20 protein-coding genes are annotated in these 22,542 nt (G+C 68.8%); 1 reads left to right on the top strand and 19 read right to left on the bottom strand.

The window, feature by feature from the left end:
* Nucleotides 1–6: 6 nt before the first annotated feature.
* Nucleotides 7–1,377 (bottom strand): magnesium transporter, encoded by a 1,371-nt coding sequence (gene mgtE / locus ABE571_RS02745; RefSeq protein ID WP_070469987.1) that lies wholly within the window; start codon nucleotides 1,375–1,377, stop codon nucleotides 7–9.
* Nucleotides 1,378–1,719: 342 nt separating this feature from the next.
* Here mgtE and ABE571_RS02740 point away from each other — a divergent pair, with 342 nt between their 5' ends.
* The gene (locus ABE571_RS02740; protein ID WP_313209476.1) at nucleotides 1,720–3,525 is read left to right on the top strand and encodes a monovalent cation:proton antiporter-2 (CPA2) family protein; all 1,806 of its coding nucleotides are present in this window, start codon (nucleotides 1,720–1,722) and stop codon (nucleotides 3,523–3,525) included.
* 72 nt (nucleotides 3,526–3,597) lie between these two features.
* On the opposite strand, the gene ABE571_RS02735 is transcribed toward ABE571_RS02740, so the two are convergent.
* From ABE571_RS02735 to ABE571_RS02650, 18 genes are all read right to left on the bottom strand, one after another.
* Entirely contained in the window at nucleotides 3,598–6,933 is a 3,336-nt protein-coding gene (locus tag ABE571_RS02735) for an ankyrin repeat domain-containing protein (protein WP_346493139.1), read from the bottom strand.
* Nucleotides 6,926–7,192 (bottom strand): YcgL domain-containing protein, encoded by a 267-nt coding sequence (locus ABE571_RS02730; RefSeq protein WP_019185480.1) that lies wholly within the window; start codon nucleotides 7,190–7,192, stop codon nucleotides 6,926–6,928. The genes ABE571_RS02735 and ABE571_RS02730 overlap by 8 nt, the downstream gene beginning before the upstream one ends.
* A gap of 247 nt (nucleotides 7,193–7,439) precedes the next feature.
* Nucleotides 7,440–7,877: an excinuclease ATPase subunit gene (locus ABE571_RS02725; protein WP_313209482.1), complete on the bottom strand. Its 438-nt coding sequence runs from the start codon at nucleotides 7,875–7,877 to the stop codon at nucleotides 7,440–7,442.
* A 76-nt stretch (nucleotides 7,878–7,953) separates the two neighbouring features.
* Nucleotides 7,954–9,195: a beta-ketoacyl-ACP synthase gene (locus ABE571_RS02720; protein ID WP_346481585.1), complete on the bottom strand. Its 1,242-nt coding sequence runs from the start codon at nucleotides 9,193–9,195 to the stop codon at nucleotides 7,954–7,956.
* A complete protein-coding gene (locus tag ABE571_RS02715) occupies nucleotides 9,195–9,926 on the bottom strand; it encodes a 3-ketoacyl-ACP reductase FabG2 (protein ID WP_346493138.1) in 732 nt (243 codons plus the stop codon). The genes ABE571_RS02720 and ABE571_RS02715 overlap by 1 nt, the downstream gene beginning before the upstream one ends.
* Nucleotides 9,923–10,378: a hotdog family protein gene (locus ABE571_RS02710; RefSeq protein WP_313209488.1), complete on the bottom strand. Its 456-nt coding sequence runs from the start codon at nucleotides 10,376–10,378 to the stop codon at nucleotides 9,923–9,925. The genes ABE571_RS02715 and ABE571_RS02710 overlap by 4 nt, the downstream gene beginning before the upstream one ends.
* Nucleotides 10,379–10,380: 2 nt before the next feature.
* Nucleotides 10,381–11,568, bottom strand: coding sequence for a beta-ketoacyl-[acyl-carrier-protein] synthase family protein (locus ABE571_RS02705; protein ID WP_346465673.1), 1,188 nt, complete (start codon nucleotides 11,566–11,568; stop codon nucleotides 10,381–10,383).
* Complete coding sequence (locus ABE571_RS02700) at nucleotides 11,565–12,116, bottom strand: DUF3261 domain-containing protein (protein WP_313219313.1); 552 nt, start codon at nucleotides 12,114–12,116, stop codon at nucleotides 11,565–11,567. The genes ABE571_RS02705 and ABE571_RS02700 overlap by 4 nt, the downstream gene beginning before the upstream one ends.
* Nucleotides 12,104–13,345 (bottom strand): NAD(P)/FAD-dependent oxidoreductase, encoded by a 1,242-nt coding sequence (locus tag ABE571_RS02695; RefSeq protein WP_313209496.1) that lies wholly within the window; start codon nucleotides 13,343–13,345, stop codon nucleotides 12,104–12,106. The genes ABE571_RS02700 and ABE571_RS02695 overlap by 13 nt, the downstream gene beginning before the upstream one ends.
* A gap of 43 nt (nucleotides 13,346–13,388) precedes the next feature.
* On the bottom strand, nucleotides 13,389–15,734 hold the full coding sequence (locus tag ABE571_RS02690) for an MMPL family transporter (RefSeq protein WP_346493137.1): 2,346 nt from the start codon (nucleotides 15,732–15,734) through the stop codon (nucleotides 13,389–13,391).
* Nucleotides 15,727–16,347, bottom strand: coding sequence for an outer membrane lipoprotein carrier protein LolA (locus ABE571_RS02685; protein ID WP_346463428.1), 621 nt, complete (start codon nucleotides 16,345–16,347; stop codon nucleotides 15,727–15,729). The genes ABE571_RS02690 and ABE571_RS02685 overlap by 8 nt, the downstream gene beginning before the upstream one ends.
* Nucleotides 16,344–16,766: a thioesterase family protein gene (locus tag ABE571_RS02680; RefSeq protein ID WP_313219306.1), complete on the bottom strand. Its 423-nt coding sequence runs from the start codon at nucleotides 16,764–16,766 to the stop codon at nucleotides 16,344–16,346. The genes ABE571_RS02685 and ABE571_RS02680 overlap by 4 nt, the downstream gene beginning before the upstream one ends.
* Nucleotides 16,753–18,309: an aromatic amino acid ammonia-lyase gene (locus tag ABE571_RS02675; RefSeq protein WP_346463430.1), complete on the bottom strand. Its 1,557-nt coding sequence runs from the start codon at nucleotides 18,307–18,309 to the stop codon at nucleotides 16,753–16,755. Before ABE571_RS02675 ends, ABE571_RS02680 begins: the two co-directional genes overlap by 14 nt.
* Nucleotides 18,299–19,246 carry an acyltransferase gene (locus ABE571_RS02670; RefSeq protein ID WP_313209506.1) on the bottom strand — a complete coding sequence of 316 codons (948 nt, stop codon included), beginning with the start codon at nucleotides 19,244–19,246 and terminating at the stop codon, nucleotides 18,299–18,301. The genes ABE571_RS02675 and ABE571_RS02670 overlap by 11 nt, the downstream gene beginning before the upstream one ends.
* Complete coding sequence (locus tag ABE571_RS02665; protein WP_346493136.1) at nucleotides 19,243–20,028, bottom strand: glycosyltransferase family 2 protein; 786 nt, start codon at nucleotides 20,026–20,028, stop codon at nucleotides 19,243–19,245. The genes ABE571_RS02670 and ABE571_RS02665 overlap by 4 nt, the downstream gene beginning before the upstream one ends.
* Nucleotides 20,021–21,706, bottom strand: a complete 1,686-nt coding sequence (locus tag ABE571_RS02660; RefSeq protein ID WP_346463437.1) for an AMP-binding protein — start codon at nucleotides 21,704–21,706, stop codon at nucleotides 20,021–20,023. Before ABE571_RS02660 ends, ABE571_RS02665 begins: the two co-directional genes overlap by 8 nt.
* Entirely contained in the window at nucleotides 21,699–22,250 is a 552-nt protein-coding gene (locus ABE571_RS02655) for a hypothetical protein (RefSeq protein WP_346472246.1), read from the bottom strand. Before ABE571_RS02655 ends, ABE571_RS02660 begins: the two co-directional genes overlap by 8 nt.
* Nucleotides 22,251–22,272: 22 nt before the next feature.
* Nucleotides 22,273–22,530: an acyl carrier protein gene (locus ABE571_RS02650; RefSeq protein WP_019185496.1), complete on the bottom strand. Its 258-nt coding sequence runs from the start codon at nucleotides 22,528–22,530 to the stop codon at nucleotides 22,273–22,275.
* Nucleotides 22,531–22,542: the final 12 nt, after the last annotated feature.

The following is a 22,542-nucleotide window of genomic DNA, read 5'->3' as shown; positions in this document are numbered from 1 at the left end:
TCCCTGTCAAAGGAGGGTGCCGCGCAGGATCATCGCGGCGATGCTGAAGTAGATGACCAGGCCGGTAACGTCGACCAGCGTGGCCACGAACGGGGCCGAGGCGCTGGCCGGGTCGAAGCCCAGGCGCTTGAGGATGAAGGGCAGCATCGAGCCGGACAGCGAGCCGAAGGTGACGATGCCGACCAGGGCCGCGCCGATGGTCAGTGCCAGCAGCTGCCAGTGCTCGCCGTAGTCGTGCAGGCCCAGCAGCTGCCAGGACACGATGCGGATGATCGCCAGCACGCCCAGGATCGCGCCCAGGGTGATGCCGGTCGGCACCTCGCGCAGCGCCACCTTCCACCAGTCACGCAGGCGCAGCTCGCGCAGGGCCAGGCTGCGGATCAGCAGCGAAGTGGCCTGCGAGCCGGAGTTGCCGCCCGAGCTCATGATCAGCGGGATGAACAGCGTCAGCACCACCGCGCGTGCCAGCTCGTCCTCGTAGTGCTGCATCGCGCTGGCGGTCAACATTTCGCCGAGGAACAGCACGCTCAGCCAGCCGGCCCGCTTGCGCAGCATCTCGAAGAAGCCGATCTGCATGTACGGCTTTTCCAGCGCCTCCATACCGCCGAACTTGTGCACGTCCTCGGTGGATTCTTCGATCAGGGCATCGAGGATGTCATCCACCGTAACGATGCCAAGCACATGGTGCTGCGCGTCGACCACCGGAATCGCGAGCAGGTCGTGGCGGCGGATCAGCTGCGCCACCTCTTCCTGATCCAGCTGCACCTCCACCGTTACCGGCGGGTTGACCTGGGCAACGTCGAGGATGGGTTCCTCGGGCAGCCCGGTGATCAGCCGGCGCATGGTCACCACCTGCACCAGCGCGCGGGTGTGCGGGTCCAGCACATAGATCGCGTAGACGGTCTCGCGGGTGCGCTCGACCTCGCGGATGTGCTGCAGGGTGCGGCCGACCGTCCAGTCCGAGGGCACGCTGACGAACTCGGTGGTCATCAGCGCGCCGGCGGTGTGCGCCGGGTAGCTCAGCAACTGCTGGATCGCCTTGCGCGCCTCCGGGCTGAGCAGCGGGATCAGGCGCGCGCGCTCGTCCTCGTCCAGCTCGTGGACGATATCGGTGGCGCGGTCATCGGCCATCAGCCCGAGCAGGGCGGCGGCGCGGGCCACCGGCATGGCCGCCACGAGATCGCCGCCGCGGTTGAGCTCGGGCTGCTCGAGCATCTTCACCGCGCGCGGCAACGGCAACGCGGCCAGCGTGTCGGCGGCGCGCGACAGGCTCAGCGTGTTGAGGAATTCCACCGCATCGGCGGTGTTGAAATTATCGAGGGGTGCGCTCAACGAGGCGGCATCGGCCACCGGGCGCAGCAGGTCTTTCTGGTTCATCGTATTCGCCTGTGGGTATCGCATTGCGCGACGCCAACGCTGGCGAACCGACCCGTGTCAGGCGGTGGCCATCGCTGGCGTCGAGCAAGGTCGACTTCTACTGTCGCTGGACATGGGTTGGGGACTCCGGAAGGGTTTACTGCCGACGGCGGACGCCAGCAGCGGCGGGCAGTCTGGACCCGGGTGTGACGCAGGTCAACCCTTGTGCGGGACGCCGTTCCGGTGGCAGTCGCCTTCGGCACCCGTCGCGGCCGCATAATGCTGCGTGGCCCGGCCACAGGCCCCGGCTGCCGGGGAAGCATTCCACCCGCACGGCACACACCCCCATGAGCAGGTTCCCCCATGCATAGCGGCGCGCTCGAGCTGGCCCTGGTGCTGCTGCTGGCCGCGGTGATCGCGGTGCCGGTGTTCAAGAAACTCGGCCTGGGCGCGGTGCTCGGCTATCTGGCGGCTGGCGTGGTGCTCGGCCCGGATGGCCTGGGTTTCGTGCAGGACGCCGACCGCATCCTCAGCGCCGCCGAGATCGGCGTGGTGATGCTGCTGTTCGTGATCGGCCTGGAGCTGTCGCCCGCCCGCCTGAAGGTGATGCGCCGCTCGGTGTTCGGTGCCGGCGCACTGCAGGTCGCGCTGAGTGCCCTCGTGCTGGGCAGCCTGCTGATGCTGGATCACTTCCAGTGGAAGAGCGCGTTGATCGTCGGCATCGCGCTGGCACTGTCCTCCACGGCGGTCGGGCTGCAGCTGCTGTCCGAACACAAAGCGATCAACAGCGATTACGGGCGCTTGGGCTTCGCCATCCTGCTCTTCCAGGATCTGATCGCGATCCCGTTGCTGGCGGCGATTCCGCTGCTCGGCGGTGCGCGCAACGACACTCTGCAGTGGAACGACGTGGCGATCGCGATCGGCGCGCTGGCGGTGGTGATCCTGTGCGGACGGCCGGTGCTGCGCCGGCTGTTCAACATCATCGCGCGCACGCGCAGCCCGGAGGTGTTCACCGCCACCGCGCTGCTGGTCGTGCTCGGCACCGCATGGTTCATGCAGGAGGCCGGGCTGAGCCCGAGCCTGGGCGCGTTCCTGGCCGGTGTGCTGTTGTCCGATTCGGAATTCCGCCACGAGCTGGAATCGCAGATCGAACCGTTCAAGGGCCTGCTGCTCGGCCTGTTCTTCATCGCCGTGGGCATGGGCATCGACCTGGACCGCATCGTCGCCGAGCCGATGATGATCGCCGCCGGCGTGGCGATCCTGCTGGTGGTCAAGTTCGGCCTGCTGTTCGGCATCGGCAAGCTGGCCAAGCTGCGCACGCGCCACGCGGTGCTGCTGGGCAGCGTGCTGTGGCTGGGCGGCGAGTTCGCCTTCGTGGTGTTCAACGAAGCCCAGCGCGCGCACCTGCTTGGCAGTGCCAACCATGATCGGCTGGTGGCGATCGTCGGCCTGTCGATGGCGATCACGCCGCTGTTGATGATCGGCCTGATCCGCCTGCTGGGCCGCGATGACGGTCCCAAGGCGCCGGCCCAGCCCGCCGACAAGGTCGACATCACCGATGTACAGCCGCAGGTGATGATCGCCGGCATGGGCCGCTTCGGCCAGGTGGTGGCGCGCCTGCTGACCGCGCAGAAGATCCCGTTCGTGGCGCTGGAGTCCAATCCGGATACGGTCTCGGACCTGCGCCGCTTCGGCAACAAACTCTATTACGGCGACCCCACCCGGCCGGAGATGCTGCGCGCCGCCGGCGGCGAGCACATCCGCGTCTACGTGGTCACACTGGATGATCCGGACGCCAACATGCGGGCCACGCGGCTTATCCGGCGCATGTATCCCGATGCGGTGGTGCTGGTGCGCGCACGCAACCGCCAGCATGCGTGGCGGCTGATGGACATGTCCGCCGAGCCGTTCCGCGAGGTGTTCGGCACCAGCCTGGAACTGAGCGAACGGATGCTGATCGCGCTCGGCATGTCGGTGGAGACCGCACGCAGCCATGTGCAGCGCTTCCGCGAGCATGACGAGAAGCTGCTGCGCGATCAGTACCTGGTCTACGACGACGAAGCGGCGGTGATCCAGACCTCGCGCGATGCGCGCGCGGACCTGATGCATCTGTTCGAGGCGGATGCGGAGAGTGATGGGAAGGGTGTGGACGGCAACCCGCCGCGTTGATGAACCTGCAGGTGCACCTGCCCGTGCCTCATTGAGCGCTGCCGGCCAGCGGCCGGCACTACCAGGCGGGGCTCAGCCGTTATCGCGCAGGAACCGGGCCATCGAGGACACGCCCGGTACCAGCGGTTCGAATTCGCCGGCGACGTCGATGAAACCACGCATCACCGCGATCTCGCGCGGGCTGCGGTTGAGTGCGTCGCGCACGTCCGGGTCGGCGCCGGCACGCAGCAGGCGCTGCACCAGCAGCGGCAGGCCGTGCAGGGCCGCCAGATGCAGCGGGCCGAAGCCACGCGGATCCCGCACGTCCAGCGAGACCTCTTCGTCCAGCAGGCGCTCCACCGCGGCGAGCACGATCTGCTCGTCGCAGGCGGTGCCCGGTTCGGCGCGGGCGCCGAGCAGCAGCAGCAACGGCGTGACCGAGCCGGCGGCGGCCTGGTCCGGTTCGGCGCCGGCCAGCAGCAGGGTGTCGAGCAGGGCCAGCAGACGCGAGCGGTCGCGCGCACTGAAACCGTATAGCGCGGCGCAGTGCAGCGGGCCGAGCTGCTGGGCATCGCCCGCATGGACGTTGGCACCGGCGGTGAGCAGACGCGAAACAATGTCCGGCAGGCCCAGCGCCGAGGCCAGCATCAGCACGGTGACCCCGCCCGGCAGGCGGTATTCCAGTTCGGCACCGGCATCGAGCAGGGCCGAGACGATATCGATCTGGCGCATGCTGACCGCCGCCGACAGCGGCGTCGCACCGCTGGCCGCGGCGTGCTGCGGATTCGCACCACGGGTGAGCAGCAGGTCGACCACGGCCAGGTGCCCGCCACCGGCGGCACGCAGCAGCGCGGTGCAGCCTTGGGCGTCGACCACATCCACGGCGAAACCGAGATCGATCAGGCGACGCACGGCATCGGCGTCACCGGCCATCGCGGCCGCCGGCAGGTCGCCGTCGCGCAACGCGCGGCGCGGCAGCGGCCACACCCGCCAGTCCAGCCAGTCGGCCAGATCGCGGCGGCCGATCGACAGCGCCACGCCCAGCGGGGTCTGGCCGTCGGCGGCGCGGGCTTCGGGTGAGGCGCCCTGCTGCACCAGCAGCTTGATCGAGCCTTCGCGCGCGAGCGCGGTGGCCAGATGCAGGGCGGTCATGCCATGGCTGTCGCGCGCTTCGCGGTCCACGCCTTGAGTGAGCAGCGCCTGCTGCAGCCGCAGCCAGCCCAGCCGCACGGCCAGCGACAGCGGCGGATCGCCGGCCGGCGATGGCGCGAACGGATCCGCGCCGCGTTCCAGCAGTTCAAGGGCAAGCTGTTCCAGCCCGCGTGAGGCGTGGTCGTGCTGGGCGCAGGCGCTCAGCAGACGCGCCAGGCCACCGCGACCGGCCGGGGACACGCCACGGCGCAGCAGCACCTGCAGCGCCGGCACCGCGTCGATGCCCCGCGCCAGCAGCGCGAACATCGGGGTATCACCGCACGCATCCAGCACTTCCGGCGCCGCGCCGTGCGCGAGCAGCCAGTCCAGCGCCTGCGGATCCAGCGCCAGTTCGGCGTCGTGCAGCAGCGCACCCAGTTCCTCCGGCGCGCACAGGCGGGCCAGCGCGGCCATGCCCTCCACGTTGCCGAAGCTCAGCGCTTCACGCAGCAGTTCCAGTGGCGGACGGTCCGGCAGCGAGGGCGAGGCCGTGTCCCCGTCGCCGGACATCACCAGCCCATCGCTGACCGCGGACGGCAGCGGATAGGCGGGATCCAGCAGCGAGACGATCGCCCAGCGCCCGGCACCGGCGGCGATATCCACGGCACGGCGGCCCTGCGGGTCGGCCACGTCCACGGCGATGCCCAGATCACGCAGGCGGCGCACCAGCAGTGGCGAGACGTTGTCGGCCATGCAGGCCAGCAGCACCGCGTTGCGGCCTTCGCCATCAACCGCATTGAGATCGGGGTGGTGCGGCAGCAGGTGTTCGACCACGCCGGCCCGACCACCGCGCGCGGCTTCCAGCCACGGCGTGCGCGCCAGTCCGTCGCGGGCTTCCAGATTGGCGCCGGCGGCGAGCAGCACATCGATGATGTCGACATGGCCGGCCAACGCGGCTTCGTGCAGCGCGCTGCGGCGCTGGCGGTCGCGCGCATCGGCGCGGGCCTTGTGCTTGAGCAGCAGCTGCACACCGGCGGGATCGTCTTCTTCGGTGCCCGCGGCCGCCAGCAGCACGGGCGTTCCCTCGGCCGGCTCGGTCTTGGCCCCGCGTTCCAGCAGGAACTTGGCCAGGCGCCAGTTGCCCACCTGGCAGGCCACCGCCAGCGGTGACCAGCCATCGTCGTTCAGCGCGTCCACTTCGGCAGCGGCGTCGCGCAGCAACGCGGCGACGCCGGGATCGGAGCTGCGCGCGGCGTGGTGCAGGGGGGTGTTGCCTTCGCTGTCCACTGCACGCGGGTCGGCGCCGTTGGCGAGCAGGGTCATCACCGCCTCGGGGCGGCCGTGCCAGCTGTCGCGGGTGGCGGCCAGCAGCGGGGTCATGCCGCGGTGCGGCGCATTGACCCCGACGCCGCGGGCAATCAGTTCACGCAGCAGCCGCAGGTCAGGCAGCACCGCGGCGAGCACCGCCAGGCTGCGCTGGTCGCGCCAGGCCGGGTCGGGCAGGCCGTGCGGATCGGCGCCGGCCTGCAGCAGCTGCAGGGCGCGGTCGACCCGGCCGCTGCGCGCGGCGTCATACAGCGCCGGCTGTTGTTCGTGCAGGCCGATCGATTCGAGCGGCTTGGGCTCGGGGTATGGCTCGGCAAAGGGATCGGCGCGGTCACCGCGCGTCTCGGCCGGCACCGGCGCACCCAGGCTCGTCGCCGGCGCGATCGCCTGCAGCAGCACGTGCGCCAAGGGCGAGAGCAGCACGACCGCAGCGGCGATCGGCCAATGCAGCGCGTCCGACACCAGGCCCGGCCACGCCGGCAGCACCACCAGCGCGCACACCAGCACCACCAGTGCGGCCACGGCCAAGCCGCGCCAGGCGGTCAGGTCGCGCCCGGCCAGGGTCTGCCAATGCCGGGCCAGACTGCCCTCGCTGCGTTCCACGTCATTCCACAACGGCCAGGTTCGCCAGACCCCGAGCAGCGCGGCACTGACCGCCACGCTCAGGCCAAGCACGGCGGCCAGGCTGCCGCTGTCGTGCAGTGCGCTCAGCGGCCAGGCCACCAGCAGCGTCAGCAGCAGCGGGCCAAGGGACCACAGCACCAACAGCGCGGGCGCGTCGTGGCGGGCCACCTGGGGCAATGGCTGCAGCGGGCGCGTCCGGCGCCACCACGATACCGCCAGCGCGAACGCCGGCTGGGCCAGCGCGGCGCACACCGCACCGGGCACGCCACCGACGGCCGCGGCCAGGGCCAGCAGCACACCGAGCGCGGCAGCGGAGGCAACAGCGCGAGGGCGTTGGGAGTCAGTCATTGCGTCGCGGGAACCGGACCGGCGCCAACGGGGGCGGCGGCAGCTGCAGGTGGAATCCACGCTCGGTCAGGTTCTGGCGCACTTGTGCGGCATCGACCTGGGCAAGGCGACGGTCGGGAGTCAGGGCCACTTCGAGAACGAACTGGAACGGCGCCAGCGAGGCCTTTACCGCGTCAGGGATGACCGAGAAGTCATCACGAACGGCGAGATAGACGAAGCTGTCCTGCTTGCGTTGGCTTTTATAGACGTAGGCTTGCATGCCGCAGGGCTTTGCCCAGGGTAGTGAATGACAATGATTGTGGAGGAAAGCCGGCACAGGTGAAAGCCGCGTGCACTGTCCACCGTCGGTTTTCCGTCGCGCGACAGCGTCAGGTTCATCAATGTCGCGATGTCGTTCAGCTGGGCGCCGCTGCAGTCTGCCCGCGCCGCCGTGATGAATGCGTATCTGCGGCGGCCTGGGCAGGGGTCAGCCGACCACCGCCGGGTGAGGCGGTGGCCGTGTCTGCTTACTTCACCTTGGCGTAGGTGCCCTTCAGTGCCACGCCGGCCAGGATCGCGCCCGCATAGCATTCGTAGTTGGTGGTGCTCTTGAACTCGTTCTTCTTGTAATAGCTGACGATGTCGACCACCGCATTGGCACCGCGCGACTTGGCACCGTCCTGCAGCGCGCGCAGCGCCGACAGGGCCACCCAGCGGCAAGCGTCGGCATCGCTCTTGTTGGCGGCGTTGGTCTTCTTGTTGGTCACATCCTCGCCCAGGCGCTGCAGCACGCTGACTTTCTCGCCGGCCAGATAGAACTTCACGCTGCCGTCGATGCCGACGTTGCGGGCTTCGGCGGAATTGACCAGCTCATGCAGCGACTGCTCCACGCGGGTATCGCGGGCCTGGGCGGTGCCGGCGACGGCGAGCAGGGCGGTGGCGGCCATCAGGGCAAAACGACGCATTCAACTTTCTCCTTGTTGGTGGGACGCGAGGGGTCTACGGAAACGGCCGGCCCGCACGGCAGGCCGGAAACAGCGGTCAGTCCTGCCAGCGGCGGAAGATCAACGAGGTGTTGATGCCACCGAAGGCGAAGTTGTTGCTCATGACGTAGTCGGTCTGCAACGCGCGGCCTTCGCCATCGATGTAATCCAGCACGCCGCAGCGCGGATCGACCTCGTGCAGATTCAGGGTCGGGGCGAACCAGCCGTCACGCATCATCTCGATGCTCAGCCAGGCCTCGAACGCGCCGCAGGCACCGAGCATGTGGCCGACGTAGCTCTTGAGCGAACTGATCGGCATGCCCGGGCCGAACACCTGGTGGGTGGCCTGGGTTTCGGCGATGTCGCCGTGCTCGGTGGCGGTACCGTGCGCGTTGACGTAGCCGATCCGATCGGCGGCCAGGTCGGCGTCTTCCAATGCCAGCCGCATCGCCTGGGCCATGGTGCCGGCGCTGGGCTGGGTGACGTGCTGGCCGTCGCTGTTGGTGCCGTAGCCGACCACTTCGGCCAGGATCGTGGCACCACGCGCCTGTGCATGCTCCAGCTCTTCCAGGATCAGCGTGCAGGCGCCCTCGCCCAGCACCAGGCCATCGCGGTGCGCATCGAACGGGCTGGGCGTGGTCTGCGGCGCGTCATTGCGCACGCTGGTGGCGAACAGGGTGTCGAACACCGCCGCGGCGGTGGCATCAAGCTGCTCGGCACCACCGGTGACCATCACCGTCTGCTTGCCGCTGCGGATCGCTTCATAGCCCGAACCCACGCCCTGGCTGCCCGAGGTACAGGCGCTGGAGGTGGTGTAGACGCGGCCGGACAAGCCGAAGAACACGCCGATGTTCACCGGCGAGGTGTGGCTCATCATCTTCAGGTAGGTGGTGGCGCTGATGCCTTCGGTGGTGTGCTCATGGAGCATGCGGCCGAACTCGGCGGTGGCCTCGTGGCTGCCCGAGGACGAGCCGTAGGCCACGCCGGCCATGCCACTGCGCAGCACAGGGTGGCCGACCAGGCCGGCTGCCTCCAGCGCCAGCTCGGTGGCACGCACCGACATCACCGCCACCTTGCCCATGCTGCGGGTGGTCTTGCGGTTGTAGTTGGCCGGGAGCTCGAAATCCTCGGCTGGCGCGGCCAGGCGGGTATTGAGGCCATCAAACACTTCCCACTCGGGGATGTAGCGCACCGCGTTGGTCCGCGCCTGCAGGCGCGCGCGGATGCTCGCCCAATCCTGCCCGAGCGGGCTGATGGCAGCGGCGCCGGTCACCACCACGCGACGATCGGAGCCGGCCATCAGACCATGCCTCCGTTGACCGAGATCACCTGGCGGGTGATGTAGCCGGCCGACTCGGAGAGCAGGAAGGACACGGCCGCAGCGACCTCTTCCGGCTGGCCCAGGCGGTTGGCGGGAATCAGCTTGAGCGCGTGCTCGACGACTTCTTCATTGACCATCTCGGTCTCGATCAGCCCGGGGGCCACGCAGTTGACGGTGATCGCGCGGCTGGCCAGCTCCAGCGCCAGCGCCTTGGTGGCACCGATGATGCCGGCTTTGGCCGCACTGTAGTTGGTCTGGCCACGGTTGCCGACCAGGCCGGACACCGAGGACAAGGTCACGATGCGGCCCGGTTTGCGCCGGCGCACCAACGGCATCACCAGTGGGTGGAGCACGTTGTAGAAGCTGTCCAGGTTGGTGTGGATGACCGTATCCCAATCCTCGGCCGGCATCGCCGGGAAGGCACCGTCGCGGGCGATGCCGGCATTGCAGACCACCCCGTAATAGGTGCCGTGCTCGGCGATGTCCGCTTCCAGCGCGGTGCGCGCGGCATCGCGGTCGGCCACATCGAACATCAGCACCCGGGCCTGCCGGCCCAGCGCCTGGATCTCGGTCACCACGGCCTGTGCGTCTTCGATGCGGCTGCGGCAATGCACCACCACGTCGAAGCCGTCGCGCGCGCAACGCAGCGCCACGGCACGGCCGATGCCACGGCTGGCGCCGGTCACCAGCACGGTCAAATTCCCTGTCATGCCTCTCCACTCTCCAGATAAGCCGCTGCATCCGTGGGTTGGAACACGGAAACGTTGGCAACTGCCACTTCGATATCGTCCGCCAGGATCCGGCAGGCGAACATGCCCAGGCCATTCTCGCCCAACAGCTCGCAGTTCGCCTCCACCCGCAGGCAGCTGCCGGCGGCAAAGTATGGCCGGTGGGCGGTGTAACGACGGCTGCCGAGCAGGAAGCCGATCGAGGGTTCCGCACCGGTCTGCCAGGCGCGGCAGCCGGCCCAGGCGGCAATCGCCTGGGCCATGTATTCGACCCCGACCCAGGCGGGCACGCCGTCGGGGGTGCAGAACAGACCCTGCGTCGGGACGTCCACCTCGACCGCGATGGATTCGTCCTGCCAGGCCACCACGCGGTGGATCAGGCGCATGCTGTCGCGGTGCGGAAGCACGGCGTCGATGTCGGGGGGCAGCGGCATGCTCATCCCTTGGCCAGTGCCAGCACGGCATTGCTGCCGCCAAAGGCAAATGAGTGACTGAGCACGTGCTGCAGCGGCTGCGCGGCACGCGTCCCCGGCGCCACCAGCGCCAGTGCCGGCAAGGCGTCATCGGCCTGTCCATCCCACCAGTGGGTGGGCAACTGCTGGTCGGGGTTGTCGGCCAGCGTCATCCAGCACAGCGCCGCTTCGATCGCGCCGGAGGCACCCAGCGTGTGCCCGGTCAGCGGCTTGGTTGAGCTGGCCGGCACCTGCGTGCCAAGCACGGCGGCGACCGCCTGGCTTTCCATCGCATCGTTGTGGCCGGTGGCGGTGCCGTGCAGGTTCACGTAGTCGATCTGCGCGGGCGTCAGGCCGGCCCGGTCCAGCGCCTGCTGCATCGCATCGATCGCCCCGCGTGCCTGCGGATCCGGCGCGGACATGTGGTGCGCATCGGAGGATTCCCCCCAGCCGGAGAGCCGCACCGGGCCCGGCTCGCGGGTCATCAGGAACAGCGCCGCGCCCTCACCGATGTTGATGCCGTTGCGGTTGACGGAGAACGGATTGCAGCGCGCCGCCGAGACCGACTCCAATGCGCTGAACCCGGCCACAGTGAACCGGCACATCGAATCGGCGCCACCGGCCACCACGGCATCGACCACGCCGGCCTGCAGCAGGCGCGCGGCCGACATCAGCGCCTTGGCGCTGGACGAGCATGCGGTGGAGATCGTCCACGCCGGGCCGGTGCTGCCGATCCGCTCGCGCACGAAGCGCGCGGCGGTGCCCATTTCCTGCTGGGCGTAATGGAAATCGGCCGGCCACACACCATCGCGGTGATGCGTACGCAGTGCATTCTCCGATTCGCCGATGCCGGAGGTGCTGGTGCCGATGATCACCGCCACGCGATCGGCACCGAAACGGGCCACGGCGGCAGCGATGCCCTCGCGGATCTGCTCCAGTGCGGCCTCCAGCAGGCCGTTGTTGCGGCCACGCAGGGCCACCGGCAAGGCGGCCAGGTCCGGCAGCGGCGCATGCACTTCGCCCAGCGCCAGCGTGCGCCCGGGGAGGATCTCAGCGTTGTCGCGCAAACCGCCGGGCTGCGCCGCGAACAGGCCGTCGCGTACCTGGGCGCGGTCGGCACCCAGCGCGCAGATCACCCCCAGCTCGTTCAGATAGACCGCGCTACTGCTCACTCTTGGCCCTGCCCCATGTCCATCGATTCGATCACCAGTTCATAGCCCTCGGCCAGGTTGCGCAGGCGCACGCGGCCGTCGGGGAGGCTGTCGCGCACCAGCCAGGGTTTGCCGCCCTGCTCCAGGCTGCGCACGCCATCGGTCTCCTGCAGGGTCCAGCCGGCGGGCAGCGCGGCACGGATCGCCGCCGCCGGCCACAACGCGAACTGCAGGTCGTCCAGCACGCGCTCGCCGCGCACCTGCGGCGGCAGCCATGGGGCACGGGTCTGTTCAAGATGCTGCCCGTCCCAGACCATGCGCACGCCGGTCTGGCCCATCGCCTGCACCGCCAGCCGCACCTGCTCGGCATCCACTTCCAGCAGCGCATCCAGCTCTCGCTGGTGGCTGCCGAAGCGGAACTGCAGGCGCTGCTGCAGCTGCACCGGTTGCGGCAATGCCGACGGCGCCAGCTGCAGCGTGGGCAGCTGCACCAGCGGTGTGGGCATGCGGGTGCTGGCACACGCGGCCAGCAGCAGGCTCAGCAACAGGGTCAGGATCAGGCGCTGCACAGTTCCTCCAGCACGCGCAGGCGCCGGCCGCTGGCATCGGCAACATACGGGTTCTGCGTGTCCCAGGCGTAGCCGGCCAGGATCGAGGAGATCATGCGGCGTACCTCCGGCTGCGGATCGGGATGGTAGATGATCTTCTGGAAGCCACCGGCGTACCAGGCTTCGACAAAGCGACGGAAGGTCTTCACCCCGGCGCGCAGCGGCACCGAGAACGCCTGCTCCCAATCCACCGTCTCACCGGCATGCTCGCGCGCCAGGCACTCGCTGGCCAGCTGCGCCGACTTGAAGGCAATGGTCACGCCCGAGGAGAACACCGGGTCCAGGAACTCGCCGGCATTGCCCAGCAGCGCATAGCCCTCGCCCCACAACGAGGAGACATTGGCCGAGTACCCGGTGATGGTGCGCACCGGCAGCACCGCCCATTCGGCGTTGCTGAGCAGGCGGGTCAGGTTCGGGTCTTCGCCGACGATGGCCTGCAGCTTCTCCAGATCGGTACCGGGGTAGCGCTCGAAGAAACTCGGCTCGGCGACCACGCCCAGCGAGCAGCACCCATTGGAGAACGGAATCGTCCAGTACCACACGTCCACGTGCTCGGGATGGGTGGTGATCAGGATCTTGTTGCGGTCAAACCCCGCGCCGGCCGGAATGTGGTCACGCACGTGGCAGAAGATCGCGCCGCGCACCGGGAAGTTCGACGGCGACTCCAGCTTCAGCAGGCGCGGCAGCAGCCGGGCGAAACCGCTGGCGTCGAGGATGAAACCGGCCTCGATGGTGTACTCGCTGCCATCCGGGCGGCGCACCTGCACCTGTGCCGGGCGGCCGGGCTGCACCGAGAGCACTTCATCGCCGAAGCGCAGCGTGGCACCCATGCGCTCGGCACCGCGCGCCAGCACATCATCGAAGTCGGCGCGCTGCACCTGGTAGGTGGTGCCCCAGCCCGGCGAGAACTTGTCGCGGAAGTCGAACTCGGTGGTCGCTTCGCCGCGCACGAACGCGGCGCCGTTCTTGTACTGGAACCCGGCCTGCACCACATCCTGCAGCAGCCCGGCGGCCTCGATGTACTCCATGCTCTGCGGCAGCAGGCTCTCGCCGATCGAGAAGCGCGGAAACTGCTGGCGCTCCAGGATCAGCACCTGGCGGCCCTGCCTGCGCAGCATCGCGGCGGCCACGGAGCCGGCCGGGCCGGCGCCGATGACCAGGATTTCAGTACGTTCCACCTGCGGGTTCATCGATACATCCTTGATCAGTGCATGAAAGGAAAAACGCGGTCGCTCAGTGCGGGGCGTCGTGCGGTGGTGGGCGGAACAGCGGCGAAATCAGCCAGACCAGGCCGATGCCGAACAACAGGGTCAGACCGAACGCGCGCAGCGCCGGCGTGGCCGACAGCCCGAGCAGGCCGAACGACAGCCAGGTACTGGCCGCGCCGACGCACACGGCCAGCCAGGCACTGGCATCGCCGCGGTGCTCGATCAGGAAGATGCCGTAGTCGATGCCCATGCCCAGCAGCAGCATGAGCGCGAGTACGTTGAACAGCTGCAGCGGTTGCCCGAACAGGCCCAGCAGGGCCAGCGTCAGCGCACCGGCAACCAGGGTCGGGGCGAGCACGCGCCAGGCCTGCCCGCGGTAGCGCCAGTACAGCACCGCGAACACCAGCGCGATGCCGATCAGCAGCAAGCCGCTCATCAGCTTGCGATAGTGCTTGAGCAGCTGCGAGAAATCGGCGGTACGGTCGACCCAGCGCACCCCATCAATGCCCTTGGCCTGTGCTTCCAGCACAGCCAGTGCATCGGCGCGGGAGAGGTCATCGACCATCACCACCGAGGCCACGCCCTGCCCGACCGTCCCCAGCCACAGGTGGCGGAACGGCATCGCCGCCGGCGATGCGAGGAAGGCCTCGGCCTGCAGATCCTGCGCGGCATAGGCCGGGCGCAGCAATGGCTCGCCCACGGCCTCACCGACCCGGGCCAGCACCTGCGGCTCGACCTTGGCCGTCAGCGCGGCATCAGCATGCTGGCGCTTCTGCGAAGGCAGCCAATCGCTGATCGCGCGGTAGCCGCCGATCTGCTTGTCTGCTTCCAGCACGCGCAGGCGGTCGATCAGCGCTTCTTCGCGCTCGAGCACCTGCTCGGCGGTATCACCCTGGACCAGATAGAACTGCGCCGGGCTGGGCATGCCCAGCATCTGGCTGATGCGGATCTGCTGGGCGATCAGCTCCGGCGGCGACGACTGCAGGCTGCGCAGGTCATCGTTGGTCTGCAGGCGCGCGATGCCGATCGCCGAGAGCAGCGTCACCACGCCCAGGAACATCGCGGCCTTGCGCCCATGCAGGCGCGGCCAGCGCTCCAGCGTGGCGCCGAGCCAGCGGGCGAAGCCGGTACGACGGATTTCGCCGCCATCCAGCCACGGGAACCAGAAGATCACGGTCAGGAAGGCGGCGGCCAGGCCCACCACCGAGAACAGCGCCATCTGGCGCAGCCCCGGGAACGGGGCCAGCCCCAGCGCGAGATACGCCAGCGCGCTGGTCAGCAACGCCAGCCACAGGCCCGGCAGCAGATGCCGCAGCAGCTTCCAGCGACGGTCAGCCGGCTCCGCCTGGCGCGAGGCGAACCAGTGGATGCCGTAGTCCTCGGCAACACCGACCAGTGACGCACCAAACACCAGCGTCAGCACATGCACCTTGCCGAACACCAGCACCGTCACCGCCAGCGCGACACCGCAGCCGATCAGCAGCGAGGCGGCCACCAGCAGGATCGGGCGCAGCGAGCGGAATGCCAGCCACACCAGCAGCAGCACGGCGGCCAGCGAGCCCCAGCCGATCGTATTGATTTCCCAATTGGCCTGCACCGCAGCCGCCTCGGCATGCAGCGGCACACCGGCACGCAGCACCTCCAACCCCGGCGCCTGCCTGGCGGCGGCCTCGGCGGCGGTGTCCAGCAGCAGATCGATATGGCGCTCGCCATCGAGCTGGAACGCCGAACCGACCGTGTCGTACTGCACGATCGACCAGTGCTTGCCATCGGCCTCCAGCAGGCCGTCGTCGCCCATCTGCAGGCCCGAGCCCAGCGCGCGCTCCTGCCACCACTGCGGCCACAGCGACAGCGGATCCTGGCGCCATTCGGTCAGGCGCGGTGCGCCCATCGGACCGTACAGCGCCGCCAGTGCCGACTCGGCCAGGCCTTCGGTGGGCTCGTTCTGCAGCCGCTCGCGCTGTGCGCTGGTCAGCAGACGGTCGCGGTAGGGAGCGTAGAACGCACGCGCCTGATCGAACCAGCCTTCGATCGAGCCGCTCTCGTGGAGCAGCGCCTTGCCGTCGGCGCTGTCGCGCAGGGTGGTGCGGAAGGCCGCCTCGGCCGCCTTGGTCTGCGCCGCATCGGTACTGCCCAGCAGCACCACGATCTGGCGCGCATTGGCATCGGCGATGCGCCGGGTGACATCGGACAGCAGGCGATCATGCGCGTCCTGCGGCAGCAGCGCGAGGATGTCGGTGTCGATCCGCGATTCGCTCTTCCACAGCTGCCACTGCTGCACGCCCAAGCCGACCAGCACCAGCAGCCAAACGATGGCCAGCCAGCGCCAGAGGCGCTGCAGGCGGCCGTTCGAGGTCAGCACGTCATTCAAACCTGCGACCCTCGTCGGTGCTCAGCGTGGCCGGCGTATCGCTCATGCCGGCAAAATGGATGCGGGTGACATCCTGGTTGGCCTCGTTGATCTGGACCTCGCGCACGTAACGGTCGCCGCTCAGGGTGAGCTGCGCGAACACCTTGCCGAGCATCGCCGAGCGCGGGGTCAGCTGCATTTTCCAGGCGTTGCCAGGCAGCACCTCGACCTTGACCGTGAACTGGGCCGACAGCGCCTGCGCATCGCCGCTCATCAGCGCGAACATGATCGCGTTGACCGAGCGCATCGCCGGCTGCTGGCGGCCATCCAGTTCGACCCGGCTGCTGCCATCGCTTTGCCGGCTGAGGATGCGGTCACGGGTGACCACCACCTCGGACGGGAACGGCTTGAGCGTGGTCCAGATCACCCCGTGGTCCTGGGCCAGCACGAAGCGGCCCTGCGAGCGCAGCGGGTTCTTGAAGCCGGCGACCTGTTTCTCCTGGGTGAACTCGCCACGCAGCACGTCGACCTTGGCCACGCGCTGTTTGACGGCCTCCACATCGGTGGCGGCAAGCGCCGGGGCGACCACGGCCAGCATCACCAGCACGCACAGCGTGCGCAGCAAACGGTTCATTGCGGTTGCACTCCCAGACGCTCCCACAGCACCGGCGGGCACAGGTAGAGCATTTCATTGGTGGCCGCGTCGACCGCGACCTGGATGGTGTGGGCGCGGGTCAGCGTGGTACCGCTTTCCGCATCCACGATGTCGTAGGCGATCTTCAGGCGGTTTTCCCACTCGGTGATCGTGGCGCGCACGCGCAGCGCCTGGCCGTACAGCAACGGCCGGATGTACTTGACCCGCGCATCCACCACCGGCCACAGGTAGCCGGAATCGCGCATCTGCGGGTAGTCGTAATCGTGGCGCTGCAGCAGTGCGCAGCGCGCGATCTCGAAATACTTGAAGTAATTGCCATGCCAGACCACTTCCATGGCGTCGCAGTCATGGAAGGCCGGCGACAGCGTCACCTCGAAGCTCAGATCAGGCGTGGACATACAACTCCCAGCGCTGTGCGCGGATGTCATCCAGCAGGGCGCGCAGCTCGCCATCCAGCGCGCGGTCTTCCTCGATCAGCGCGATGCGCTCGGACAGGTCCTGGTACATCGCGGCCAGATCGCCGTGCAACGTCGCTTTCATGCCGACACGCTCGCGCAGGGCCACGCCCTGGCGGGCAGTGATCAGCAGCGCGGCGACGACCTGTTCGGTCAGTTCGATCACGCGCAGGCAATCGCGCGCGGCGATGGTGCCCATGCTGACCTTGTCCTGGTTGTGGCATTCGGTGGAACGCGAGAACACCGAGGCCGGCATGGTCTGCTTGAGCGCTTCGGCGGTCCACGCCGAGACACTGATCTGCAGCGCCTTCAGGCCATGGTTGATCGCGGCACGCTCACCGGTGGCGGCCGACAGGTTGGCCGGCAGACCGTGGTTGAAGCGCGCATCCACCACCAGCGCCATCTGCCGATCAAGCAGATCGGCCAGGTTGGCGATGGTGTTCTTCAGCGCATCCATGGCGAAGGCGATGTGGCCGCCATAGAAATGGCCGCCGTGCAGGATGCGCTCGCCCTCGACATCGATCAGCGGGTTGTCGTTGGCGCTGTTGAGTTCGGTTTCGATCAGCTGGCGGAAGAACGGCAGCGCGTCCTGCACCACCCCGATCACGTGCGGGGCGCAGCGCAGCGAGTAACGGTCCTGCAGCCGCTGTTCGTTGCGCGGCGGGCGATCGCTGTGCAGGTCCTGGCGCAGGCGCGCGGCGATCTGCGTCTGCCCCGGGTGCGGTTTGGCGGCGAACAGCATTTCATCGAAGTGGTGCGCGTTGCCGTCGCTGGCCAGCACGTTGAACGCGGTCAGGCGCGTGGCCAGCCTGGTCAGGTAATCGGCACGGTCATAGGCCAGGCAGGCCAGCGCGGTCATCACGGCGGTGCCGTTCATGATCGCCAGGCCTTCCTTGGGGCGCAGCCGCAGCGGGGTCATGCCGATCTCGGCCAGCACCTCGGCCGCCGCGCGGCGCGCGCCCTGGTACATCACCTCGCGCTCGCCACACAGCACCGCAGCCACGTAGGACAGCGGGGTCAGATCGCCACTGGCACCGACCGAACCCTCGGCCGGGATCAGCGGCAGCACGTCGTGGCGCAGCAGCGTGGCCAGGCCCTGCAGCAGCGGATGGCTGACGCCGGACATGCCACGCACCAGCGAGGCCAGGCGTGCAGCGATCACCGCACGGGTCTCCTGCGGATCCAGGAAACGGCCCAGGCCACAGCCGTGGTAGGTGAACAGGTGGTGCGGCAGCTCGGCCACCAGCGCCGGCGGAATGTTCACCGTGCACGAATCGCCGTAGCCGGTGGTCACCCCGTAGATGACGCCATCCTCGCGCAGCAGGCGATCAAGGAAATCCGCGCCGCGCTGGATGCGCGCGGTGAATGCCGCATCGTCGGTGACGACGGCCTGGGCCTGGCGCTGCGACAGCGCGACCACGTCTTCGATGGTCAGCGGCGCATCGCCGAAGCGGACGGAGGGTGCCTGATCGGCCTTACTTGCCATGAGATGCCTGATCCCAGAAGGGGAAGAAATTGAACCAGTCCAAGGGTGCCTGGGTGACCTGAACTTCCAGCCACCGGGCGAAATGTTCAGCCTGCGCGGTCAGCGCGGCGTCACGCGAACCGCGCGGCAATACGATGCGATCGGTGAACTGTTCAAAGCGCACCTGGTAGCCGCGGCCATGATGCAGGCAGGCCATGGTGTAGACCGGACAGGCCAGCGCCGCAGCGAGCACATAGGCGCCGATCGGGAACTGCGCGGTGTGGCCGAGGAACGAGGCCGGTACCGTGCGCCCGCCGCGCAGCGGCACGCGATCGCCGACGATGGCCACAAAGCCCCCCGCCTCGACCCGGCGCTGCAGCTCGACGGCGGTGGCCGGGCCCATGTCGGTCACCTGCAGCAGTTCCACCGAAGCCAGTGGATCGAGCCGCTGCATCAGCCGGTTGAAACGCTGCGCGTGCGCGGTGTGCACCAGCACGGTGATGTGGAAGCCGGGCACCTGCTCGGCCAGCACCTGGCACAACTCCAGGCAGCCGATATGCGCGGTGAGGATCAGGCCACCTTCGCGGCGCGCGATCCTGTCCAGCACCAGGTCACGCTGCAGATAGATGCGCTCGGGCGGATAGCGGCCGCCCAGGCCCAGCAGCTTGTCGAGCATGGTGTCGGCAAACAGCGCGAAGTGCTTCAGGCTCTGCCAGCGGCCCGGCGGCGTGGCAAACACGCCGGTGTGCGCCTGCAGACGCTGCAGATACTGCAACGAAGACTCGCGCGCGAGCCGGTTGGTCAGCCAGTGGCACAGCACCACCGGATACACGCACAGGCGGAACGGCCAACGGCCGAACCAGCGGTGTACCCAGCACAGGAACAGCACGCCGGCGGCCGAGGTCGACTCGCCGATGTCGGCCCAGTGCGGGGCGCTCCCAGGTGCAGGCGTGGTCATGGGCGAGGACCTGCGAGGCGTTGCCACAGCAGCCGCGGCGCACGCCACAGCATCCCGAAGAACAGGCGCGCGTGCATGCGGCTGATGCGTACGTTGTCGCGCCACACATCAAAGTGCGAGACGCCATCGCTGGGATAGGTGACGGCCGTCGGCACGTTGATCACCTTGACCCCGCGCCAGAACAACCGCACCAGGATCTCGCTGTCGAAATCCATGCGACGGCCGATGGTTTCCTCACCGATCAGGCGCGTCACCGGCGCCAGCGGATACAGACGGAAGCCGCACATCGAGTCGCGGATCTGCAGCGACAGTGTGTTGATCCAGACCCAGATATGCGTGGCATAACGGCCGTACAGGCGCGCCTTGGGCACGCTGGCATCGTAGGCGGGCGTGCCGCAGATCACCGCGTCCGGCTGCGCCTGCGACAACGCGACGAAGCGCGGGAGGTCACCGGTGTTGTGCTGGCCATCGGCATCGATCTGCAGCACGTGGCTGTAATCCAGACGCGCGGCCTCGGCGAAGCCGGCCAGCATCGCACCCCCCTTGCCCTGGTTGACCGGCAGCCGCAGCAGCGTCACCTGCGGTGCATGCGCGTGCGCCAGGGCATCGAGCACCTGCGCGCAGTCCAGATGCGAACCATCGTCCACCAGCAGGCACGGCAGGCCACTGGCAAGCACGCCCTGCACCACCGCGCCGATCGCATGCGCGTGGTCGTATACCGGGATCACCACCAACGGGGCGAAGGCCGGCCTGCTCACGCCACTACCGGTGTCATCATGCATCGCCGAACACCACCCGGCCGCTGGCATGCACGCCATGGTCGGAGACGTATCGGAAGCTCATCGCCGATTTGGCCGCGTCCCAACCCAGGCTCAGCTGCAGGCAGTCGCCCGGCCGCGCCACGTGCTGGAACTTCACCGCATCCATCCGTACGAACCGCGGCGGCATCGTGAAGGCGCTACGGCCGTAGTGGATTGCCCAGTCCAGCTGGACCACGCCGGGCAGGATCTTCGCCTGCGGGAAATGCCCGTCGAACGCGACCAGGTCAGGATCCAGAACGAACTGCAGCGACGCGGTGGTGTCATCGCGCTGCTGCCACTCGGCCATCGGCATCAACGGACGGAACAGCGCCGCCAGTGCCGCGGCGGTGACCTTGCCCTGCGCATTGAAGGGAAGTTCGTCGATGAAGCGCCAGCGGCGCGGCCGGGTCACCGCGTCATGGCTGCGGGCCAGATGCGCGCTGAGCTGCTGCGCCTGGCGGCGACGCTCGGCGTCATCCCACTGCGCGGCGCCCGTCGCCTGCGGCACCACCACGGCGGCCAGCTGTTCGCGCGCGCCCGGCAACACCAGCACGCGCACCTCCTGCACGGCCGGGTGCGCGCGCAGCTGCTGCTCGAGGGCATCCAGCGAGACGCGCCGCTCTTCGATCTTGACGATGCGATCGGCGCGGCCGAGCAGGCGGAAGCTGTGGCCGTCATCGGCCACGGCACGGTCCTGGGTCAGCCACCAGTCTTCGCTCGCCAGGTGCGGCGAGCGGACCGCCAGGCAGCCCTCGTCGATCCGCCAGGCGACGCCGGGCAACGGATGCCACTGCGGCCGCGCTGCACTCCAGCGCCGCCACGCAACGCCACCGGTTTCGCTGCTGCCGAAGACTTCGGTCGGGGCCACGCCCATCAAGGCGCGCACCTGCAGCGCCGCCTCGGTCGGCAGCGGACCGCCAGAGGAGAACACCGCGCGCAGCTGACCGCCCAGCGAGGACCAGTCCAGCTGCTCGGGCAGGCGTTTGAGATGGGCCGGGGTGGCCACCAGCACCGACGGCTGGCCGCCCAGCGCGCTGACCAGGTCTTCGTGGAAGAACCGGCGCGGCTGGATCGCGCGTCCGGCCACCAGCGGCCACAGCACCCGGAACAGCAGCCCGTAGATGTGCTGGTGCGAGACCGTGCCCTGCACCTGGGCGCCGTCGAACTGCTCGCCGAAGGCGGCCTGCAGCGCATCCACCTCGCGGGTCAGCTGGCGCATGCGTTTGACGATGGCGCTCGGCGCGCCGGTGCTGCCGGAGGTGAACACCACCAGTTCCAGCGCCGCGTCGTCCAACGGCTGCAGCACCTGCTCCGGATCGGCCGCCGCATCGGGCTGCAGCGGCGCATACCGGGCCGGCACGTCGCCGGCGAACCCGGCCACGCGCGGGCTCAGTCCTTCCAGCGTGGCCGGCAGGTTGTCACCGCCCAGGAACACACGCTTGCCGGCATGCCAGGCCCCCAACAGGGCGGCGGCGAAGGTCAGCGTGTCATCGAAATACAGCGCCCAGTCGGTGCCGGGGGCACGCGCGAACGCCTGCTGCCAGCACAGTACCTGCGCGCGGAACTGCGGGTGCTCCACCACGGTGTCGCCGGCGATGCCGACGATGCGGCCCGGGCGCGGGGCCAGCGCCAACCGGTCCAGTGCGATCCACTCAGCCATGGGCATGCGCCGCCTTTACCCGTCGCCGGACCAGCCATTCCCCGCCAAACAGAGCACCCATCATCACGTACGCCAACAATCCGTTGTAGAACGCCCAGACCTGGTTGGACGCCCACAGCGCCGTGGCCAGGGCCAGACTTCCGTTGAGAACAAAGAAGCCGCACCAGATCCACGTGACGCGACGGGTATAGATCACGGCGAACGGCGGCAGGTCCGGCTCACTCAGCCGCGCCAGGCGCTCCACGGCACTGGGCCCGAAGCGCAGGCTGGTGGCGAAGATGACCAGCATCACCGCGTTCACCAGCGCCGGGTACAGCTTCAGCGGCAGGGCCTGGTTGAAGGCCGTAGCCACCAGGGCGAGCACACCGGTGCCGAGTGCGGCCACCCACCACACCGGCTGGCGGGTGGTCAGCGCGCGCAGCGCGGCCAGGGTGAACAGCAGCAGCGACAACCAGCGCGGCTCGAACCGGCCCAGCGACAGGTAGACCACCAGCGGGTATGCCAGCGACAGCAACGCAAACGCCGCGACGCGTACCCGGACCATGGTCAGTCTTCAGCGATGGCCGTCAGGCGGCCGCTTGACCAGGCAACAGCCCGTGCACCACATCCACGATGTCCTGCACGGTGCGCACCTGCTTGAACGCTTCCGGCTGCAGATTGCGGCCGAGCAGCGGCTTGAGCTGCACGATCAGGTCGACCGCGTCGATGCTGTCGATGTCCAGGTCGTCATACAGCCGCGCGGCGGGCGTGATACGGCTCGGCTCGATCTCAAAGCTGTCCTTGAGGATCTTGACGATGCGCTCGAAAAGTTCGTTCTTGGTCATGGGTAAATCCTG

The sequence above is a fragment of the Stenotrophomonas sp. TWI273 genome (assembly GCF_039674765.1).
Lineage (GTDB): Bacteria > Pseudomonadota > Gammaproteobacteria > Xanthomonadales > Xanthomonadaceae > Stenotrophomonas.
This window is presented reverse-complemented; position numbering and strand designations above follow the sequence as displayed.